The sequence below is a fragment of the Cellvibrio chitinivorans genome (assembly GCF_035117775.1).
Classification (GTDB): domain Bacteria; phylum Pseudomonadota; class Gammaproteobacteria; order Pseudomonadales; family Cellvibrionaceae; genus Cellvibrio; species Cellvibrio chitinivorans.
Window position 1 is genome coordinate 718177 of sequence record NZ_JAYKKN010000001.1, and the last position, 17018, is coordinate 735194.

General features: G+C 47.2%; 15 protein-coding genes. 9 read left to right on the top strand and 6 right to left on the bottom strand.

Annotation, left to right across the window (positions count from 1 at the left end; genetic code table 11):
• Positions 1-19 precede the first annotated feature (19 nt).
• Together ccoG and SPL68_RS03050 are read right to left on the bottom strand one after the other, a co-directional pair.
• On the bottom strand, positions 20-1426 hold the full coding sequence (gene ccoG / locus SPL68_RS03045; protein ID WP_323813592.1) for a cytochrome c oxidase accessory protein CcoG: 1407 nt from the start codon (positions 1424-1426) through the stop codon (positions 20-22).
• Between the two features lie 109 nt (positions 1427-1535).
• On the bottom strand, positions 1536-2009 hold the full coding sequence (locus tag SPL68_RS03050) for a PACE efflux transporter (RefSeq protein WP_323813593.1): 474 nt from the start codon (positions 2007-2009) through the stop codon (positions 1536-1538).
• A 121-nt stretch (positions 2010-2130) separates the two neighbouring features.
• Between SPL68_RS03050 and SPL68_RS03055 the strand changes: the two genes are divergently transcribed.
• The 3 genes from SPL68_RS03055 (at position 2131) to SPL68_RS03065 (ending at position 6265) form a co-directional block, all read left to right on the top strand.
• Positions 2131-3057, top strand: a complete 927-nt coding sequence (locus tag SPL68_RS03055) for a LysR family transcriptional regulator (RefSeq protein WP_323813594.1) — start codon at positions 2131-2133, stop codon at positions 3055-3057.
• 353 nt (positions 3058-3410) lie between these two features.
• Positions 3411-5186: a pectate lyase family protein gene (locus SPL68_RS03060; protein ID WP_323813595.1), complete on the top strand. Its 1776-nt coding sequence runs from the start codon at positions 3411-3413 to the stop codon at positions 5184-5186.
• A 251-nt stretch (positions 5187-5437) separates the two neighbouring features.
• Positions 5438-6265, top strand: a complete 828-nt coding sequence (locus tag SPL68_RS03065) for a rhamnogalacturonan acetylesterase (protein WP_323813596.1) — start codon at positions 5438-5440, stop codon at positions 6263-6265.
• 120 nt (positions 6266-6385) lie between these two features.
• Here the strand turns inward: SPL68_RS03065 and SPL68_RS03070 are convergent, their stop codons facing one another.
• Both SPL68_RS03070 and SPL68_RS03075 read right to left on the bottom strand, forming a co-directional pair.
• Entirely contained in the window at positions 6386-7471 is a 1086-nt protein-coding gene (locus tag SPL68_RS03070; RefSeq protein WP_323813597.1) for a PepSY-associated TM helix domain-containing protein, read from the bottom strand.
• 27 nt (positions 7472-7498) lie between these two features.
• Positions 7499-9607, bottom strand: a complete 2109-nt coding sequence (locus SPL68_RS03075; protein WP_323813598.1) for a TonB-dependent receptor — start codon at positions 9605-9607, stop codon at positions 7499-7501.
• A gap of 175 nt (positions 9608-9782) precedes the next feature.
• On the opposite strand from SPL68_RS03075, the gene SPL68_RS03080 reads away from it, so the two are divergent.
• Together SPL68_RS03080 and SPL68_RS03085 are read left to right on the top strand one after the other, a co-directional pair.
• Positions 9783-10025, top strand: a complete 243-nt coding sequence (locus tag SPL68_RS03080) for a CopG family ribbon-helix-helix protein (protein WP_323813599.1) — start codon at positions 9783-9785, stop codon at positions 10023-10025.
• Positions 10015-10305 carry a type II toxin-antitoxin system RelE/ParE family toxin gene (locus SPL68_RS03085; RefSeq protein WP_323813600.1) on the top strand — a complete coding sequence of 97 codons (291 nt, stop codon included), beginning with the start codon at positions 10015-10017 and terminating at the stop codon, positions 10303-10305. The genes SPL68_RS03080 and SPL68_RS03085 overlap by 11 nt, the downstream gene beginning before the upstream one ends.
• 19 nt (positions 10306-10324) lie before the next feature.
• On the opposite strand, the gene SPL68_RS03090 is transcribed toward SPL68_RS03085, so the two are convergent.
• On the bottom strand, positions 10325-11140 hold the full coding sequence (locus SPL68_RS03090; protein ID WP_323813601.1) for a Cof-type HAD-IIB family hydrolase: 816 nt from the start codon (positions 11138-11140) through the stop codon (positions 10325-10327).
• A gap of 315 nt (positions 11141-11455) precedes the next feature.
• Here SPL68_RS03090 and SPL68_RS03095 point away from each other — a divergent pair, with 315 nt between their 5' ends.
• The 3 genes from SPL68_RS03095 to SPL68_RS03105 all read left to right on the top strand — a co-directional run bounded on the left by SPL68_RS03095 (position 11456) and on the right by SPL68_RS03105 (position 14584).
• On the top strand, positions 11456-12505 hold the full coding sequence (locus SPL68_RS03095) for an isopenicillin N synthase family dioxygenase (protein WP_323813602.1): 1050 nt from the start codon (positions 11456-11458) through the stop codon (positions 12503-12505).
• 2 nt (positions 12506-12507) lie between these two features.
• A complete protein-coding gene (locus SPL68_RS03100) occupies positions 12508-13458 on the top strand; it encodes a hypothetical protein (RefSeq protein WP_323813603.1) in 951 nt (316 codons plus the stop codon).
• A gap of 91 nt (positions 13459-13549) precedes the next feature.
• Positions 13550-14584 carry a putative urea ABC transporter substrate-binding protein gene (locus SPL68_RS03105; protein ID WP_323814302.1) on the top strand — a complete coding sequence of 345 codons (1035 nt, stop codon included), beginning with the start codon at positions 13550-13552 and terminating at the stop codon, positions 14582-14584.
• 203 nt (positions 14585-14787) lie between these two features.
• On the opposite strand, the gene SPL68_RS03110 is transcribed toward SPL68_RS03105, so the two are convergent.
• Positions 14788-15615, bottom strand: a complete 828-nt coding sequence (locus tag SPL68_RS03110; protein WP_323813604.1) for a hypothetical protein — start codon at positions 15613-15615, stop codon at positions 14788-14790.
• A gap of 307 nt (positions 15616-15922) precedes the next feature.
• Between SPL68_RS03110 and SPL68_RS03115 the strand changes: the two genes are divergently transcribed.
• A complete protein-coding gene (locus SPL68_RS03115; protein WP_323813605.1) occupies positions 15923-16942 on the top strand; it encodes an alpha/beta hydrolase in 1020 nt (339 codons plus the stop codon).
• The last annotated feature ends 76 nt before the right edge of the window (positions 16943-17018 follow it).

Below are 17018 nucleotides of genomic sequence, written 5' to 3' on the forward strand. Positions count from 1 at the left end.
TATCAAGTGTTGATAAACATTATCGCGCCGGATACATAAAGTGCGCTTCTTCGCGAATAGTAAATTCTTTGGCGGAGGTGTTGATCAATTCAAATTCAAACTCGCTCATACCGGCGCGGTGAATAGGATTTTCTGCACTTATCACGCGCACAGGAAATTCAACAATTTCTCCCGCCTTCAGCGTGAATTGATGTGCTTTCATCAAACGCAATCCGCTCTCTTCCGCTATGTGCAAAGTGTAGCTGGCGGACGCTTGGGTTTTGTTGGTGATTTTTAAGCGGTACACATTCATCACCTCGCCTTCGCTGGTGTAGCGATAAAGTACGCTGCGATCTTTTACTACACTCATGTCCACCAGTTCGCGCGCGTTGAGCGCCATGATTAAGCCAAAAATCATCAACACCAATACGCTGAGATAACCGAGCAAGCGCGGGCGCAATAATTTTTCCGGTTCACCGGCGAGTGCTGCCTCTGAAGTGTAACTGACCAGACCGCGCGCGTAGCCCATTTTGTCCATTACATCGTCGCAGGCGTCGATACAAGCCGCGCAGCCGATGCAATCCATTTGCAACCCATCGCGAATATCGATTCCGGTCGGGCAAACTTGCACACACATATAACAGTCGATGCAATCGCCGAGGCCGAGCGCTTTGTGGTCGTCGGATTTTTTGCGTGAGCCGCGCGCATCGCCACGTGCGGTATCGTAGGCAATTACGAGGGTATTGCGATCAAACATTACGCTTTGAAAGCGCGCGTAGGGGCACATGTGCAGGCAGACTTTTTCGCGCACAAAACCCGCGTTGGTATAGGTGAGCGCGGCGATAATGCCCACCCAAACGGCGCTATCGCTCAGCCATTCAAACTGCGCGAGGCTGAGCACCAGCTCGCGCACCGGCACAAAGTAACCGACAAAGGCGATACCGGTGGCGAGGCTCATCAGCGTCCAGAGCAGATGTTTGCTCACACGCTTGCGCAGTTTTGACCAAGAGAAAGGCGCGTTTTGCAATTTGATGCGCTGGTTGCGATCGCCCTCGGTGATGCTTTCCGCCCAGATAAACGCCCAGGTCCACACACTTTGCGGGCAGGTATAACCGCACCAGACGCGCCCGGCATAGACAGTCACCGCCAGCAATAAGAGTGCGCCGATAATCATCGCGAACGACAACAGTAAAAAATCCTGCGGCCAAAAGGTGGTGCCAAACACATGAAACTGGCGAGTGTCCAAATCCCAGAGCACTGCCTGATGCCCGTTCCAGTTGATCCATGACGTGCCGAAAAACAGCAGTGCCAAAAAACCTGCGCCGAGCAGACGAAAATTGCGGAAGCGACCGGTGAAGCTGCGGGTAAAAATTTTGCCTTCCTGCAGGGGTTTGTTGGCGGGCAGTTGTTGGACGGGAATTAACAAGGGGGATTGGGGTTCGCTCATGGTGGCCTCGGGCGCAGTTAGCTGCTGACCCGGCCACTATGCGCGCCCATCTGTACTGAAAACAGATTCAGAGGGTTTCAAAAAAACCATATCAGATGCGCGCCAAGCATCAGGCGCAGCGAGTTTGCGCCGCTGCTGGCAAACCAAACACCCGGTCGAATAGCCAAGTAAAGACGAAGGTGTAGACAAGGAAGAACACCAGTAAGCCCATGTCCATCAACAGCGCCTGCCAGAAGCTCACGCCGTACCACCAGGCTACCAGTGGGATTAGCATCACCAACAAACCACCTTCAAAACCTATGGCGTGAAGTACACGCACGCCTAGGCTGCGGCCCGGTCGTTTGCGGCTGGCTTCCCAGCGCTCAAACAGACTGTTAAAGATCAGGTTCCAGATAACCGCTGCGGCCGATGCTAGTGTTGCCAAGCCTAATGATTCTGCTGTGCCGCCATTACTCATCTGCTGCAGCAAAATGGCTGACAGGATGATCGCAAAGAACTCGTACAAACCCACATACACCACTCGGCGTTTAGCTCCCTGTAAAAGAGAACCTTGTGAATAAGCGCCTTGCATACCCGTTTTCATTGTTGCCTCTATACCTGCCTGCGAACAGGCTTTTGTTTAACCTGTAGGCAGTTTCCTGTGTTTTCATTGATAGAAAAAGTTAGCTATTATCAGTTCAGTTGATAGGTAAAGAGATAAATCCATGAACGGCGTATTTAACTCAGAGACGGTTGCGGTGTTTTTGGCAGTGTTGGATACCGGCTCCTTCTCCGCCGCCGCGCGCCAGTTAGGGCGCGTGCCCTCGGCGGTGAGCATGGCGATTGGCAATTTGGAGGCGGAGCTGGCGCTGGAGTTATTTGACCGCAGTGGGCGTGAACCAAAACCCACGGCGCAGGCGCAGGCATTGGAGCCGCAAGCGCGCTTGTTGCTGGCACAGTTACAGCAGCTCAATACTCAAGCGCTGGAGTTGAGTCAGGGTTTGGAGACGCGCCTGACACTGGTGATTGCGCCTGAGTTGCAATCCACGCGCTGGATTGAACCGCTGCAAACCTTGGCGCAGGAATATCCCTCGCTCGATATCCAGGTCATCACCGCCCCGCAAACCGACGCCTTGCAACTGCTTCACGCTGGCGGCGCGCAACTGGCGCTGGTGTTTCAACGCCCCGCTGCTGATGGCCGCGAAAGCTTTCAGGAAGTCGGGCGCGAAACACTGGTCGCGGTGATCGCGCGTCAGCATCCGCTGCTGCAAACCCTGTCCGCCAGTGGCCAGTTGAGCGACAGTCAATTGCGCCCCGTCCGGCAGGTGATGGTCGGCAGTCGCAGCGAGGATGGCAGCAATCGCCCCGGCGGCCCTTTCTGTATCACCTCGGAACACTATTGGCGGGTGGATCATCCGGAGCTGGCGGTGCAAATCGTATTGGCGGGATTGGGCTGGGCATGGCTGCCGCGCGCCTTTGTACAGCCCTATCTCAATGGCCAATTATTGGTTGAACTGCCCATCGCTAACTTCACTAATGGGGAGGAATTGTGGGTGGACTTGGTCTGGTCGCGCGAGCGGCCGCTGGGTTTAGCGGCGCAAAAATTTGTTGCTGAGATGAGCGAACAATATCGATTGTCACAAGAAAAATAATAAAAATAATTTTTGTATGTGGATAATTTTTTAAGAGGTTTTTTAGCAGTAAAAATATGCTCCGCTAGATTGGCGCACAAAGTTCCAGTTATTAAGATTCGTTATATATCGATTAAAAACACTGTGATCAGATCGACATTTATTTGCTGGTTTTTTAATCACAGCAATGCAAATATGCGCACCAGACATGACAGCGCTATCAGCAGTCTGAAACCTTGTCTCTTACATGAAAAAATAACAATAAAAGTTGTACCTTCATCGCGCAAATTATTAACCCACAAACTCCCGCGGCATGGGTTCGGTCAATCCGTCTAATACCAATAATTTTTTATAACCCCGACGAGATTGTCATTATGTTTACTACTACATCAGCTCCTACTGCTGCGCGTAACCCCGCGCGCTTTGCTCCCGTTGCATTGGCGGCAGCCATTGCATTTTGTGCAACTGGTTCTGCTTTCGCTGCATCGACCGGTGGTTTTTCCACAACCGATGGCGGCAGCGCTTCAGGTTCAAAATCGTTTAGTGCCTCTAGCTATACCCAAATTCAGCAAATTCTTGAAGATGCAAAAGATGGCAATTATCCGGTGGTAATTACCTACACCGGAAATGAAGATTCATTGATCAACCAAATCGTTAAAGATCACACCGTAGATTCTTCCGGCAACTGCCCCAAAGCGCACTGGAACGATACCTATCGCAAAGTCGAAATTAAAGAAATGACCAAAGGCGTCACCATTCAAGGTGCCAATGGCTCTTCTGCAAATTTCGGTATTGTGGTGAATAAATCCAGTAACGTAATTATCCGCAATATGAAAATCGGCGCGCTGGGCGGTGCGAATAACGATGCCGATATGATTCGTATCGATAGCGGCGTTAACGTGTGGGTTGATCACAACGAATTGTTTGCGGTAAACAACGAGTGTAAAGGCTCACCGGATGGCGATTTGACCTTTGAAAGTGCGATCGATATTAAAAAGGAATCGCAGAATGTCACTGTGTCTTACAACGTGATTCGCGATAGCAAAAAAGTAGGGCTTGATGGCTCATCCAGCAGCGATATTGCTGGTGGCCGTAAAATTACTTTCCACCACAATATTTATCGCAATGTATCCGCGCGCTTGCCGTTGCAGCGTGGCGGCTGGACGCATATGTACAACAACCTCTACGACGGAATTACCAGTTCCGGTATTAACGTGCGTCAAAAAGGTTATGCGTTAATTGAAAGTAACTGGTTCCAGAATGCAGTAAACCCGGTGACTTGCCGTTTTGATAGCAGCAACTGTGGTTACTGGGATTTGCGCAATAACAACGTGCGTAACCCGGGTGACTTTTCTACCTACAACATCACCTGGACTAGTGGCGGTACTATCGATGCGACCAACTGGACAACCACCGCAACCTTCCCGATTAGCATTCCTTACAGCTACTCACCGGTAACACCACAGTGTGTGAAAGATAAATTGGCCAGTTATGCCGGTGTGGGTAAAAACGGCGCAACTCTGACGTCTTCTGCTTGTGGTGGCACCACTACCAGTTCATCTTCATCTGTGCAGTCATCTGCAGCAAATAGTTCTGTTGCAGCAGGTAATGTGAACTTGAGTGGCAGCGCTGGTAATGCAGCGGTTTCACTGTACTGGTCAGTGAGCAATACCAGTATCAATGCGCTGGAAATTTATCAGGATACAGATTCAGATCCTGCTGGCCGCGTGCGTATTGCATCACTGCCAATTACTAACACCGCTTACACAGCGACAGGTTTGAGCAATGGCACCACCTATTATTTCTGGGTGAAATATCGCACTACTGATGGTGTATGGCACAACTCCAATGTATTCAGTGCAAAACCTGCTTCTGGTTCAACTACTTCATCATCAAGCAGCGCAGCATCATCAAGTGCGAGCGGTGCACCTGTGTTGAGTGGTACCGGCGACTACCCAAGCGGTTTCTCCAAATGTGCTGATCTGGGTGGTACTTGCTCAGTAACTTCTGGCGATGGTTGGGTTGCGTTTGGCCGCAAAGGCAACTGGGTATTAAAGAAAGTATCAGTAGGTAGCTCGATTGCTTGTACCGTTGCCGCATTTGGATCTGATCCGCAAGGCAACCCTAACAAGTGCTCATACAAAAAATAATTTTTAATTAACGCGTGAACAATAACCCCGACTAACCCTCGGGGTTTTTTATTTTTATATCCGAATTAAAAAATTGATAAACCACTAAAAAATTGGCTCATCAGTGGTAATTAATTCAATTATTGTTGATTTCAATACCCAATGTGGTCTTGGCGCTTATTCGCGTTATACTAAAAATTCTCCACGCAAACAGATTTTTGATCTGTTTATTTTTTAACAATAATAGGTTTATATTGACCAGAGACACTACTATGCGCCATTTATTTTTAGGCAGTTTAGCCCTGCTTGCCGTTATTGGTTGTAGCAATAAAATTCCCGCAACCACATCCACTGTCACACCGGAAGCCACTAACAAAGCCGCTCATACTATTTTTATGGCTGGCGATTCGACTATGGCAAAAAAAGAAATAAGTGATTGGCCGGAAACTGGTTGGGGCGTGCCTTTTGCAATCTTTTTTAACAGTGACTATGCAGTCGATAATCACGCGATGAATGGCCGCAGCACACGCACCTTCATTAGCGAAGGCCGCTGGCAGGCAATCGTCGATCAACTTAAAGCGGGCGATTATGTGTTTATCCAATTTGGCCACAACGATGAATCGGCGGCTAAGGTGGATCGCTACACCACACCTGAACAATACAAAGCGAATTTAACGCGCTTTGTGCGTGAAGTGCGCGCTAAAAAAGCCGAGCCAATTTTGCTTAGCCCGATTACCCGCCGCAATTTTGATGCAGCGGGCAATATTCAGGAAACCCATAAAGAGTACAGTCCGCTGAGCCAAGCAGTGGCGCAAGCAGAGAAGGTTGTATTTATCGATTTGGATACAATCACCCGCGCGCATTTTCAAGCGGAAGGCGATGCAGGTTCACGTTTGCGTTTTATGCACATTCCGCCAAATACTCATCCGAATTATCCAAAAGGTGTGAGCGATAATACGCACTTGAATGAATTGGGCGCACGTGAAGTCGCGCAATTGGTGTTGGCCGAACTGAAACGTATTCAGCATCCGCTGGCACAGCAACTGCGCACACCAGACCCAAAGCATTTGGAGTTGATTTATACCGCGCCTAAAAACTAAACTTAGAAAGTTTTAATCGATATAAAAAGTGATTGTCTGCAACTGATACGGGCAATCACTTTCCTCCCAATTCAATCGTCCTTCCGTTTACTCGCGAATACATTACCAACTCAAAAATGATTACTTGGTATGGCGACGCAAATAGCTCCAGCCGCCAGTAATACTCAACCACAAAAGTGCGAATCCACCGCAGAGCACAAAAAAGCGATAGACCGGATTCATGCCGTAGCCAGAGTGGAGTGGATAATTTTGGTTGATCAGTTGGTGCTGCCACGGTGCTTGATCGGAGCGTACACTCAGACTCATATCGCCCGAAATGAAATCAATTTTTACCGAGGTACGGCCATTGCTATGCCATTCATTGGGCAAACGGAAGCGAAAATTGGCAGCGGGATTTTCTACAGTCGCCAAACGAATATAAGTCGGCCAAGCATCGGAAAATTGTTGTTGTGCTTGTATGAATAATTGTGCGGGAGAGGCATTAACTGGTGCAGATAATGTGTTGGCGATGGTGGTAGTTGGCAGCGGCGCGAGTATCGGCTTGGTCAATTTTTGCCAGAGCATAATGCTGCCGGTTAGTAAAATAATCATTAGCGCCGGAACCGCGAGCGTTCCCAAGTGACGATGGTAGTGCATCAAATACGCGGATTTAAAATTACGCGGAAATACCCAGTGCCAGCGAAAACTGCGTTTGGTAGGCCACCATAAAATCACGCCAGTAATGGATAACAATAATCCGGCGATGCCGCAGATCAATAAAATAATTTCGCCCGCAATGCCGATAAACAATTCGGTATGCAGATGGCGAAAAAAAATCAGCGCATCCAACAGCCAAAGATTTTGTTGATAAGGCTCCAATGAATCCAGCGCAAGCAATTGCACACTGCGATCTGCATCGCGCGTTAGTGTCCAATAAGGCTCTTCACTATTCGGCGCTTTGATCAGGTATCCACTTGAATCCTGTTCGATTCGCTGTGCAATTAAATCCAGTTGCGGTGCGATTTTTTGGGTAAAGTCTTGCGCAGAATATTGCGCTGGAAATTGTGCGTCAGGCGTAATAATTAATTTAATCAGCGCCTGTTTGTAAACCAATAAACAACCGCTCAGTGCGGCGACGAGCAAAAACACCAACGCAATCAATCCGCACCATCTGTGCAAGCTGAGCAACAGATTGGGGCGGGCTGAATGGCGGCGTTTTTTGTTCAAGTGCGATTAATTCAAAACGGCAGTTAATTAAAAGCTACGGTTGTAGCCAAAATTAAAGCTGCGGCCGATAGCAGTGAAGTTGCGAATATTATTTGGGCTACTTTGCGAATAGTAAGTGAAATAGTATTCGTCGGTCAGGTTTTGCACCGAGAAACTAAATACACCATCCAATGCCGCCAAGGTCGCGTTGAAATCGTAAGTGGTGTAGCCATCAAATGAATTGGTTACGGCACCGCTGGCGTTTTTCACATCGCGATCAAATAAATAATTCATTTGAATGCGTGTATCAATGCGATTTGACCAGCTGCGGTCCCAGCTCAGGTTAGCGCGGTCGGGCGAAATATTAGTGCCGCCCAAATCGGAATCGACTTTGCCATCTTTATTTGAGTCGTAGCGACCGGTTGCTTGTGCGTAGCGCAGGCCAAATAAATCGACATCAGTTGCCGCCCATGATGTGCTCAACTCAATGCCATCGATTTCCGTGCGTTCACGTGACACGGTATAAATGCCATCCGCATCGCGTTCCAGACGCTCACCAAAATTGGATTCAGATGCGTAGTAACTGATTTGTGCAGTCACATCGCCAGTTTTAAATTCCACACCAAACTCGGTGCTCTCGGTGAGGATAGGTTTTAAATCCAGAAAACTTTCTACGCTTTGGTTAGGTTGATTAATGCCGCGCAGCACGCGCCCCACATCGGGCATAGAGAAAGCTTCGGCGTAATTGGCGAACACGCGCAAGGCGTCAGTGAATTGATAGGTGCCGCCGTAGTTGTACAGGGTTTCAGAAAATTCCGGTGAACCACCCTCCACAAATTGGCCGCCGTTATAGGATGCGAGCGTGGTGAAATCATCTACCACCAGCTTGGATTCTTCGTGGCGCACGCCCGCGGTCAGGGTCAGTTTATCGACGCCGGTAAACTCGGCCTGCATATAAGGTGCGGTGTTTTCGTATTGCGTTGGCGGCACCCAGGCGCGGCCAGTCAGGATCAATTCCTGCCAGGTTTCATCTTCAATCAGGTCAACACCATAAACCAAATTGAGGGGCAAACCGGCGATTTGGTCTTTAACCAGCGTGATTTTTGCACCGAGTTTTTCTGAATTGTTTTGCGATTGGTCAATCAGGTCAGGGCCGTAAGCCGGGTCTTGAAAGGTCGCCAACGGCACAGCTTCGGCGCCGTAGGTTCCGGCGAAATCCTGACTGAAGCCCTGAATGCGCAGCTTGTGGCCGAGAAAGTCGTCATTGGTGTAGTTCAGGCTGATCGCGGTCACTTCGTTGCGCGCGCCCTCACCAAAAATCTCGCCGCGCACAGCACTACTTGGAATACCTGCTGCAACATTACCCGGCACCGAAATCCAGCGGTTTTTGTTCTCGACCTTATAGCGGTTGACCATCAGCTCGACGCGTTGGTCGTCCCAGTCGTAACCGCCCTTCACAAAGCCGTTCCAGGATTCAGAATCCATGGTATCGCCTTGGGTATTGTCGGCACCGATGATATCGCCGTGACCGTCATAGGCGACGCCGCTGTCGCGCAAGCTGATACCGGCGATAAAGTCGGCATTGCCAACGCGGTTGGAGACGTTGTAACTCAGGCCGTAATCCGCGCTCTCACTGACATCTTCGGTTTGGAAACCGGTGCTCAGGCGGATGTTTTGCTCCAGCTTGGCCGCCGGCTTTTTGGTGATCAGGTTGATCACCCCGCCCGATGCGCCCATGCCGTGAATCGCATTGGCACCATGCAGCACTTCGACGCGCTCAATCACACTCGGGTCGATGGTATTGCCCTCGCGCCCGCCATCGCGCAGCGGGTTGGATTGCGGCACGCCATCGATCATATACAGTGGCTTGCGCCCACGCAGGGTTTCACCGGCATTGGTCATCTTCTGGCGACTGGGGGAGAAACCCGGGATCAGGTTGCCCAGCACTGTAGATAGATCGTCCTGAATCGATAACTGCTGCTCCAGCTCCGCCGGGTTAATCACAGTAACGGTGTTGGGAATAGTGCTCAGCGGGCGCTCGGTGCGGCTGGCGCTCACAAATACTTCTTCAACCGCAGGCTCAGCGGCATAAGCCAAACTGGGCAGCAGTGCACCATAGGTCAACAACAAACTGGCGGGGCGGATAAAACGGGACATAGATAATCCTGTTAGCGGAGGCGCTCAAAAAGGGTGATGAAAAGTGAGCGCGAATTCTAGAGCTAATGGGAATTATTATCAATAATGGTGTTTCTATGTGCCACCTAGTGATGGATAATTGCTTATTTATTGTCCTGTGTTATGTTGTATACATCCGAATACATGAGGTTTGATCATGTCTACCACTATGACTATCCGCTTGGATGATGACTTGAAACTGCGCTTGGAGAAGTTGGCAGATACGACCAATCGCTCCAAATCATTTTTAGCGACTGAGGCAATCCGCGATTTTGTCGAGCTAAACGAGTGGCAGGTACAAGAAATTAAGGCTGCTGTTACAGAGGCCGATAAAGGTGATTTCGCAACTGAGGATGCAGTGGCGAGTGTGTTTAAAAAGTGGGGTGTAAATGCAAATTAAGTGGCTGGAAAAAGCCCTGCAAAATCTGGACGAGGAAGCCAGCTACATCGCACAAAATAATCCTCAAGCCGCAGCACAAGTCATGCAACGTATTTATGAAGCCGTTAGTGCTTTGCGTGAAAACCCGGCGCTCGGCCATCCCGGCCGCATTCACGGTACACGGGAACTGGTAGTTCCCGATACACGTTACCTCATTCCCTATCGAGTCAAAATTGAACTTCAACAAATTCAAATTTTAAGAATATTTCACACATCAAGAAAACCACCACGCCGCTGGTAATTCACTGTTGAAGTGAGAATTACAAAATTTGTTCATATAAAAACTGCGCAACACCATCGACATGGTTGGACTGTGCGCGCAGTGCATTAGGAAATAACTGCTGCAATTTTTCGCTTGCATTGCTCATCACCACCGGGTGAGCAACAGTATTGAACATTTCCACATCATTAAAACCATCGCCAAATGCCATAGTATTGGTCAGTGGCAGCGAGAGTTTGTTCATCAACCATTTGAGTGAATGGCCTTTGGAAATATTATTGGGCATAGCTTCCAAATAATAATCATCGGAAAAAGTTAAATGAATCGGCAACGGTTGTGGCAGAGCAGCGGTAATCTGCGTTTTTAACTGCTGTAATTTTTCATGTTCGCCGTAAAACAAAATTTTTAGCGCGGGCGTCGTCAACATTTCTTGCAAGGATATTTCGCGATAAAAAAATTGCGATTGCGCGTGAGCATCCAGCATAGATTCGCAGGGTGCGTTTACCAACCACTCAGATTCGGTATACATATTCAAATGCACACCTGCCGCCTCACCCAATGGCAAAATGGTTTCATTAATTTGCAGCGGTAAAAGATCGCGATAGAGCAATTCACCTTCAGCGCTGTGAATGGTCGCGCCGTTACAAGTAATCGCTGCAGTCCCGCCACCCAATTGCTGTAAATACGCGCGAATATCCTGATAGTGGCGCCCGGTCGCAATCACCACCGTCTTTCCGCGCGCGCGCAATTCCTGCAGCGCACTAACCGTGCGCGGTGAAAGCTCATGCTCGTCATTCAGCAGAGTTCCGTCCATATCGAAGATGAAAGTGTTGGTATCGCGTAATGCTAAATTCATTAATTAAACTCGCTAAAAAATGGAAAAATTCAGTTAAAAAGTTATTAAGCGCTGCTAAAAATAAGTGCAATATCGTTTGACGAAAACAAATCATTGCCGCTTGTTGGTGCGCAAACTAATTACTCATAATCATAGCTGATGGTAAAAACCGCCTGATTACAATGCGTTAGGCGTGATGAATTTATGTGGCACATAGATTGCTATTCTACCTATAGTAACCGCAAAAATTAACATCCGGGACGACTCGGGGTAGCGCCAGCTACTAACTTCTCTGGACGACCAGATAACATTTTGATTTCAAATCAGGAGGTTGTCGTGGTGTCATCGCAAAACGCAAAAACCACTCATACCGCATTTACGCAACTGCCAATAGTCGATGTCAGTCAATTATTTTCCACTGATTTACGCGAGCGCGAGCAGGTTGCGCAACAATTGGGAAAAGCGGCGCGTGAAGTCGGCTTTTTATATGTTACTGGCCACGGCATTGCGCCCGAGATTATCGAGCGGCTAAAAACAAAAACGCGCGAATATTTTGCGCAGCCATTTGAAAAAAAGATGCAGGATTACATCGGCAATTCTACTAATCACAGTGGTTATGTGCCGGAAGGTGAAGAGCAGTTTTCATCGGCAACGGTGGATAATAAAGAAGCTTACGATGTAAATTTTGATTATCTCGATAGCAGCGGACGCAAGCCTATGCTCGGGCCAAATCAATGGTCGCAGCTGCCCGGTTTTAAAGAGGACATCAAAAAATATTACGATGCAGTAACTGCATTGAGCCAGAAATTATTTCAGGGCTTTGCGCTCGCTTTGGGGCTGCCAGAAGATACGCTCACCCGTTTAGTGACCACACCGCCCAGCCAATTACGGTTAATTCATTATCCTTACAATGCTGTAGCGCCAGAAAATCGCCCGGGCATAGGCGCGCATACCGATTACGAATGTTTCACTATTTTATTGCCCACTGCGCCGGGGCTTGAAGTATTAAATGGTGCCGGTGAGTGGATTGATATTCCGCTTATCGATGGTGCATTTGTCATTAACATTGGCGACATGTTGGAAGTGCTCAGCAACGGTCATTTTGTCGCAACTTCACATCGCGTGCGCAAAGTTGCTGAAGAGCGCTATTCATTTCCTTTTTTCTGCGCCTGTGATTACGACACAGTAATCGCTCCTCTACCGCAATTAATTGATCGCGACATTCCCAGCCGTTATGAACCACTCGCTTGTGGTGATCATCTTTACGCGCAAACCATGCAGACCTTTGGCTATCTCAAAAAACGTTTAGCTGCCGGTGAATTGAAATTGCCGAAAGGCGCAAAAGATTTGTCCTCATTTGGCCATAAATATGAGCAGGCGGTGTAGCCATGAATTTACAACAATTATTAACAGAGCATGCACAGCGCCCAACCACCTCAGTGCCCGATTGGATGCTCGGTTATTTCAAGCGTTACTCAATTAGTTTTGCCGATGGCACAACCGATTTACACACACATGTGTGCTGGCTGCAGAGCCGGAATTTCACTATAGATTTACGTTTACCTATTACTACCCAGCAGGTACGCGCAAAAAAATGGCAAGATTATTCTGCCGATGAATTATGTGTGCTCGGTAATTATGAAGGTTGGGAGGCGCTGTGCGATTGGCAAAATGAAACACTAAGTTGGCGCGATACCCAGGCATCGCTGCAATTACATAATCGCTGGACTGAACCGGGAATTTTAAAACGTTTCGGCAATTGCATGATCGAATTGGCGCCCAGCGGCGCTTACGTAGAAGACTGGCGCTTGCAGCCATCTGCACCCGGGCCGCTGGTAGGTTTGCGTTTGCTTGAAGAGCGCAATCTTGCCAGTGGTGCTATCACCCACAAAGGCGGAGGCTTAATTATTTGCGGCGACTATGCCGCATTGGTGTTGGGGCGCGCACAAGAAATTGAAGCACCCACAACTTACAACGCATTGCGTGAGCTTGCTGTTGCTGCTCAGGGGCAGCCAGAAAAATTAGCGGCGCTATTTAATTTTGAAACATCAGTTGCACAGGGCTCGTTGCAAGACGGTTATCGTATTCAGCTTTCAACCAAGGCAGCGCGTATCGGTGAAAGTTTATATTCATTCGATGGTTTTGAGTTTGATGAAAGCCAACAGCGAATTTATCAAACCCTAATGTGCGATGGTGTTGCCCACGAGCGAATTTTCACCATAGACACCCTTGAGCCCAATATCAGTTTCCCGCAAACCACCGATTTTACTCCCCACGCGCAGCAATGGTATGAGCGCGAATCACAAACACTTACGCGTTATACGAAACCATTGTATTAATCACGAATTGTATTAATCGTCTGTTAATTAAAAACTAGAGGTCAGTATGAAAATCTACAAAACACTGTTATGTAAATTTGCACTGCTATTAATGTCGGTCTGTTTGCTTGGCAACAACGCAGTTGCTGCTGAAAAGAAAGATTCATTTAAGGTCGTCTGGTCTATTTATTCCGGTTGGATGCCCTGGGGCTACGCGACCGAAAAAGGCATTATCGATAAATGGGCAAAAAAATACGGCATTGAAATTGAAGTCGTACAAATGAACGATTACATCGAATCCATCAACCAATATACCGCAGGCGAATTTGATGCCTGCGGTATGACCAATATGGATGCGCTGACAATTCCGGCTGCCAATGGTGTAGACACAACCGGATTAATTTTGGGTGATTACTCCAACGGCAATGATTCCATTCTGCTAAAAAATGGAAAAAACTTTGCAGATATTAAAGGCCGCAACGTCAACTTGGTTGAGCTATCGGTATCCCATTATTTATTAGCGCGCGCGCTGGATATTCACGGCATGTCTGAACGCGATGTCACCGTGGTAAATACATCCGATGCCGATGCAGTTGCCTCCTTCGCAACTAAAGATGTCACCGCAGCGGCTGTGTGGAATCCCCAGCTCAGCATTATTCTCGACCAAGCTCCAGCTCCTACGCAGGTATTCACCTCCAAAGAAATTCCCGGTGAAATTATCGATATGATGGCGGTAAAAACTGACGTGCTCGCTGCCAACCCTGAATTAGGTAAAGCTTTAGTCGGCGCATGGTTTGAGACAATGAAAATTATGTCTGCCAATAATGAACAAGCCGTAGCTGCACGCACCTCAATGGCAAAAAATTCCGGCACTGATTTAGCAAGTTACGACGCGCAATTAAAACTCACCGAAATGTTTTATACACCGGAATCTGCACTGGCATTTGCAACCGACAAAGCACTAAAAACCACAATGGATAAAGTCCGCCTCTTCTCTTTTGACAAAGGCTTGCTCGGCGACCAGGCACAATCACCCGATACCATCGGCATGACCTTCGCCGACGGCTCAGTATTAGGCGATAAAGAAAATATCAAACTCCGCTTTGATCCAAGCTTTGTAGAAATGGCAGTGAAGGAAAAGTTGTAAACTAATTGCAAAAATAAAAACCCGACTCTCACGTCGGGTTTTTATTGAATGGCTGTTTTCAGTCAGGAGCTGATATTTATAAATAAATTTATGTAGGTTCGATTAGCGCAGCGTAATCGTACGCATGTTATTCCCCAGTCCAATTTCCATACGTTTAAATCTGCATCAGTTTGCGAAATAAATTCCTGTTTTGACTTGGTATTTTATTGTACGAAAAATTTTTCAAGAACCCTCTTAAATGAAACCCTATTCAACTTTCCGTTCTGAATGCAAATGACATGTCCCTTTTCATAGCTGCCGCTGTTGGGGAACAATGTGCCGTCAGCAGGCACGTTAATTGTGCCTATGTAGTTGCCTAGAATGCCAACGAAAACAGTAAACCTAGAAGCGCTCGGCACCAAACCAACTATTGAGCAAGGCTGCGCTGTTTTTTCACACAAAAGGCGAAATAGTTGCAGAGGTTCTTCATCTGTTATTGAAAATCTTGAGTCAACGCAAGCCGACAATGGTGTTTTTATTGGGTCAAGTTCATTTGGCCTATTATTCATGATTATGCGAAACTCATGATGGTTCACGTGATTTCTAAATAATTCACCATAAGCAAAATAGCCTGCAGAAAGTGCTACCTTAGCAACAAACATAAGATCAAGATCAATATCCATCTTAAGCTGCAATTCAAGTGTATTTCCCCCAGTTAATTCCTTTTTTTCTTGATGAGACCATACTTTTACTCCCTTCATTGCGTCGAATGTTACATTTAATGGTTTTTGAGTTATAGCGCACCTTGCTCTTCTGAATTCTACAAATGGCTTTTTGTTGCTATGCCCTCGAATGTCATATTTGTTTCTGCATTTTTTGATTAGATAATCTTCTGCAAGAAGGCCGTCTAACGTTGAACCTACAGCAGAATTTTCTCTTTTTGATACCAGTATTTCAAAAGTGTTAATTCCACCTAAAGAGAGCGGAAGTATATGTTCGCTGCTTGATTCTTCGTTCGGAATATCTTTATCGCTATAAGGACAATATATCAACTTGCGATTTCCTTTTTGTTATAACAGTTTATTAAATTGCACCAACTATATATCCGCGCACATTTCTGTTTTCAGAATAGTTGGGGTTCGCAAGCTCACCACCAACCTACAGTAAGTGTTCGTTTTTCTGTGAATTCTCCACTATAGTCCAGAATGCGGGGAATTCACGCCATTACACTTACTTACATCGGCAAAACAAAAAACAACTCGATTACTGACGCTTATCACTTTTGCTTTTGGGCGATGGCTTCTATTCTTTTCGGGATAAAACGAAGAATCCTACAATAATCACTTATACGAGGTTTTTATGCTCCAGATTTTCAAACTGACATCCATATTGCTTTTGAGCTTGTGTTCGGTTGTTGCGTTTGCCGATGGCAAAGAAGTGACTGTGCATAAGGCGATTGAGTTTGCCAAGCCGGATAATTTTCCGCTTACGCTGGATATTTATGTTCCGCAAACTGGAAAGAAGTCTTATCCGGTATTGGTGGTTTATCACGGTGGCGGTTGGTTGGTGAATAACAATTCAATCATGAATGACTTCTCTGCCAAGATCGCGCGCGATGCGGATATGGTGGTGGCGAATATGAATTATCGTTTGCTGGTTGACCAAAACAACACGGTAAAGATGAACCAAATAATTGAAGATGTATTTGGTGGTTTGCTCTGGGTAAAAGAAAATATCGCGCAATACGGTGGTGACCCAACACGTGTTGCCATTACCGGCGATAGTGCGGGTGGTCATCTGACAACCATGATTCTAACGCGCGGTCGTCAGTTGGAGAGCGATGGTTATGCAGGTGATAGTTTGGGTTTTAAACCGAGCTATTTGCCCAAAGGTAAAACCGCTGAGCAGATTGCAAAAGAGGATGGTTTAAAAGTGCAGGCAGCGGTAGTGAGTTATGCGGCGTTTGATTTATATAAAGCGGCGCAAAATGGTTTTGAATCGCCCGGCAATATGTTTTGGAAATTCGGTAATGCCGAACCGCGCGGTTTGTTTGGGGATGACATCAACGTAAAAGACAATGCGGATTATTACAAAGCCGTATCGCCAATCTATTGGGTGCCCAACGCAAAAGAATATAAATTGCCGCCGCAATTTGTGCATGTTGGCAGCTTGGATAAAACAACACCGCCAGAAGCCGCACAAGCTTATGTCGATTTATTAAAAGTAGGAAATCAACCGGTGGAATACAAGTTGTACGCTGATAAAAATCATGCCTACTTGGATAACGGTTGCAACTGGGCGAATAGCTGTTTTGATAAAGATGCGGTTGAGCCAGTGAATGACATCATCAGCTTTTTACAGAAAACACTCGCGCAGTAAAAATAAATTGCTTTTACCCTAAATAAAAACGGCTCCGATGGGAGCCGTTTTTATGTAAAGCGTTTTTCATTTTACA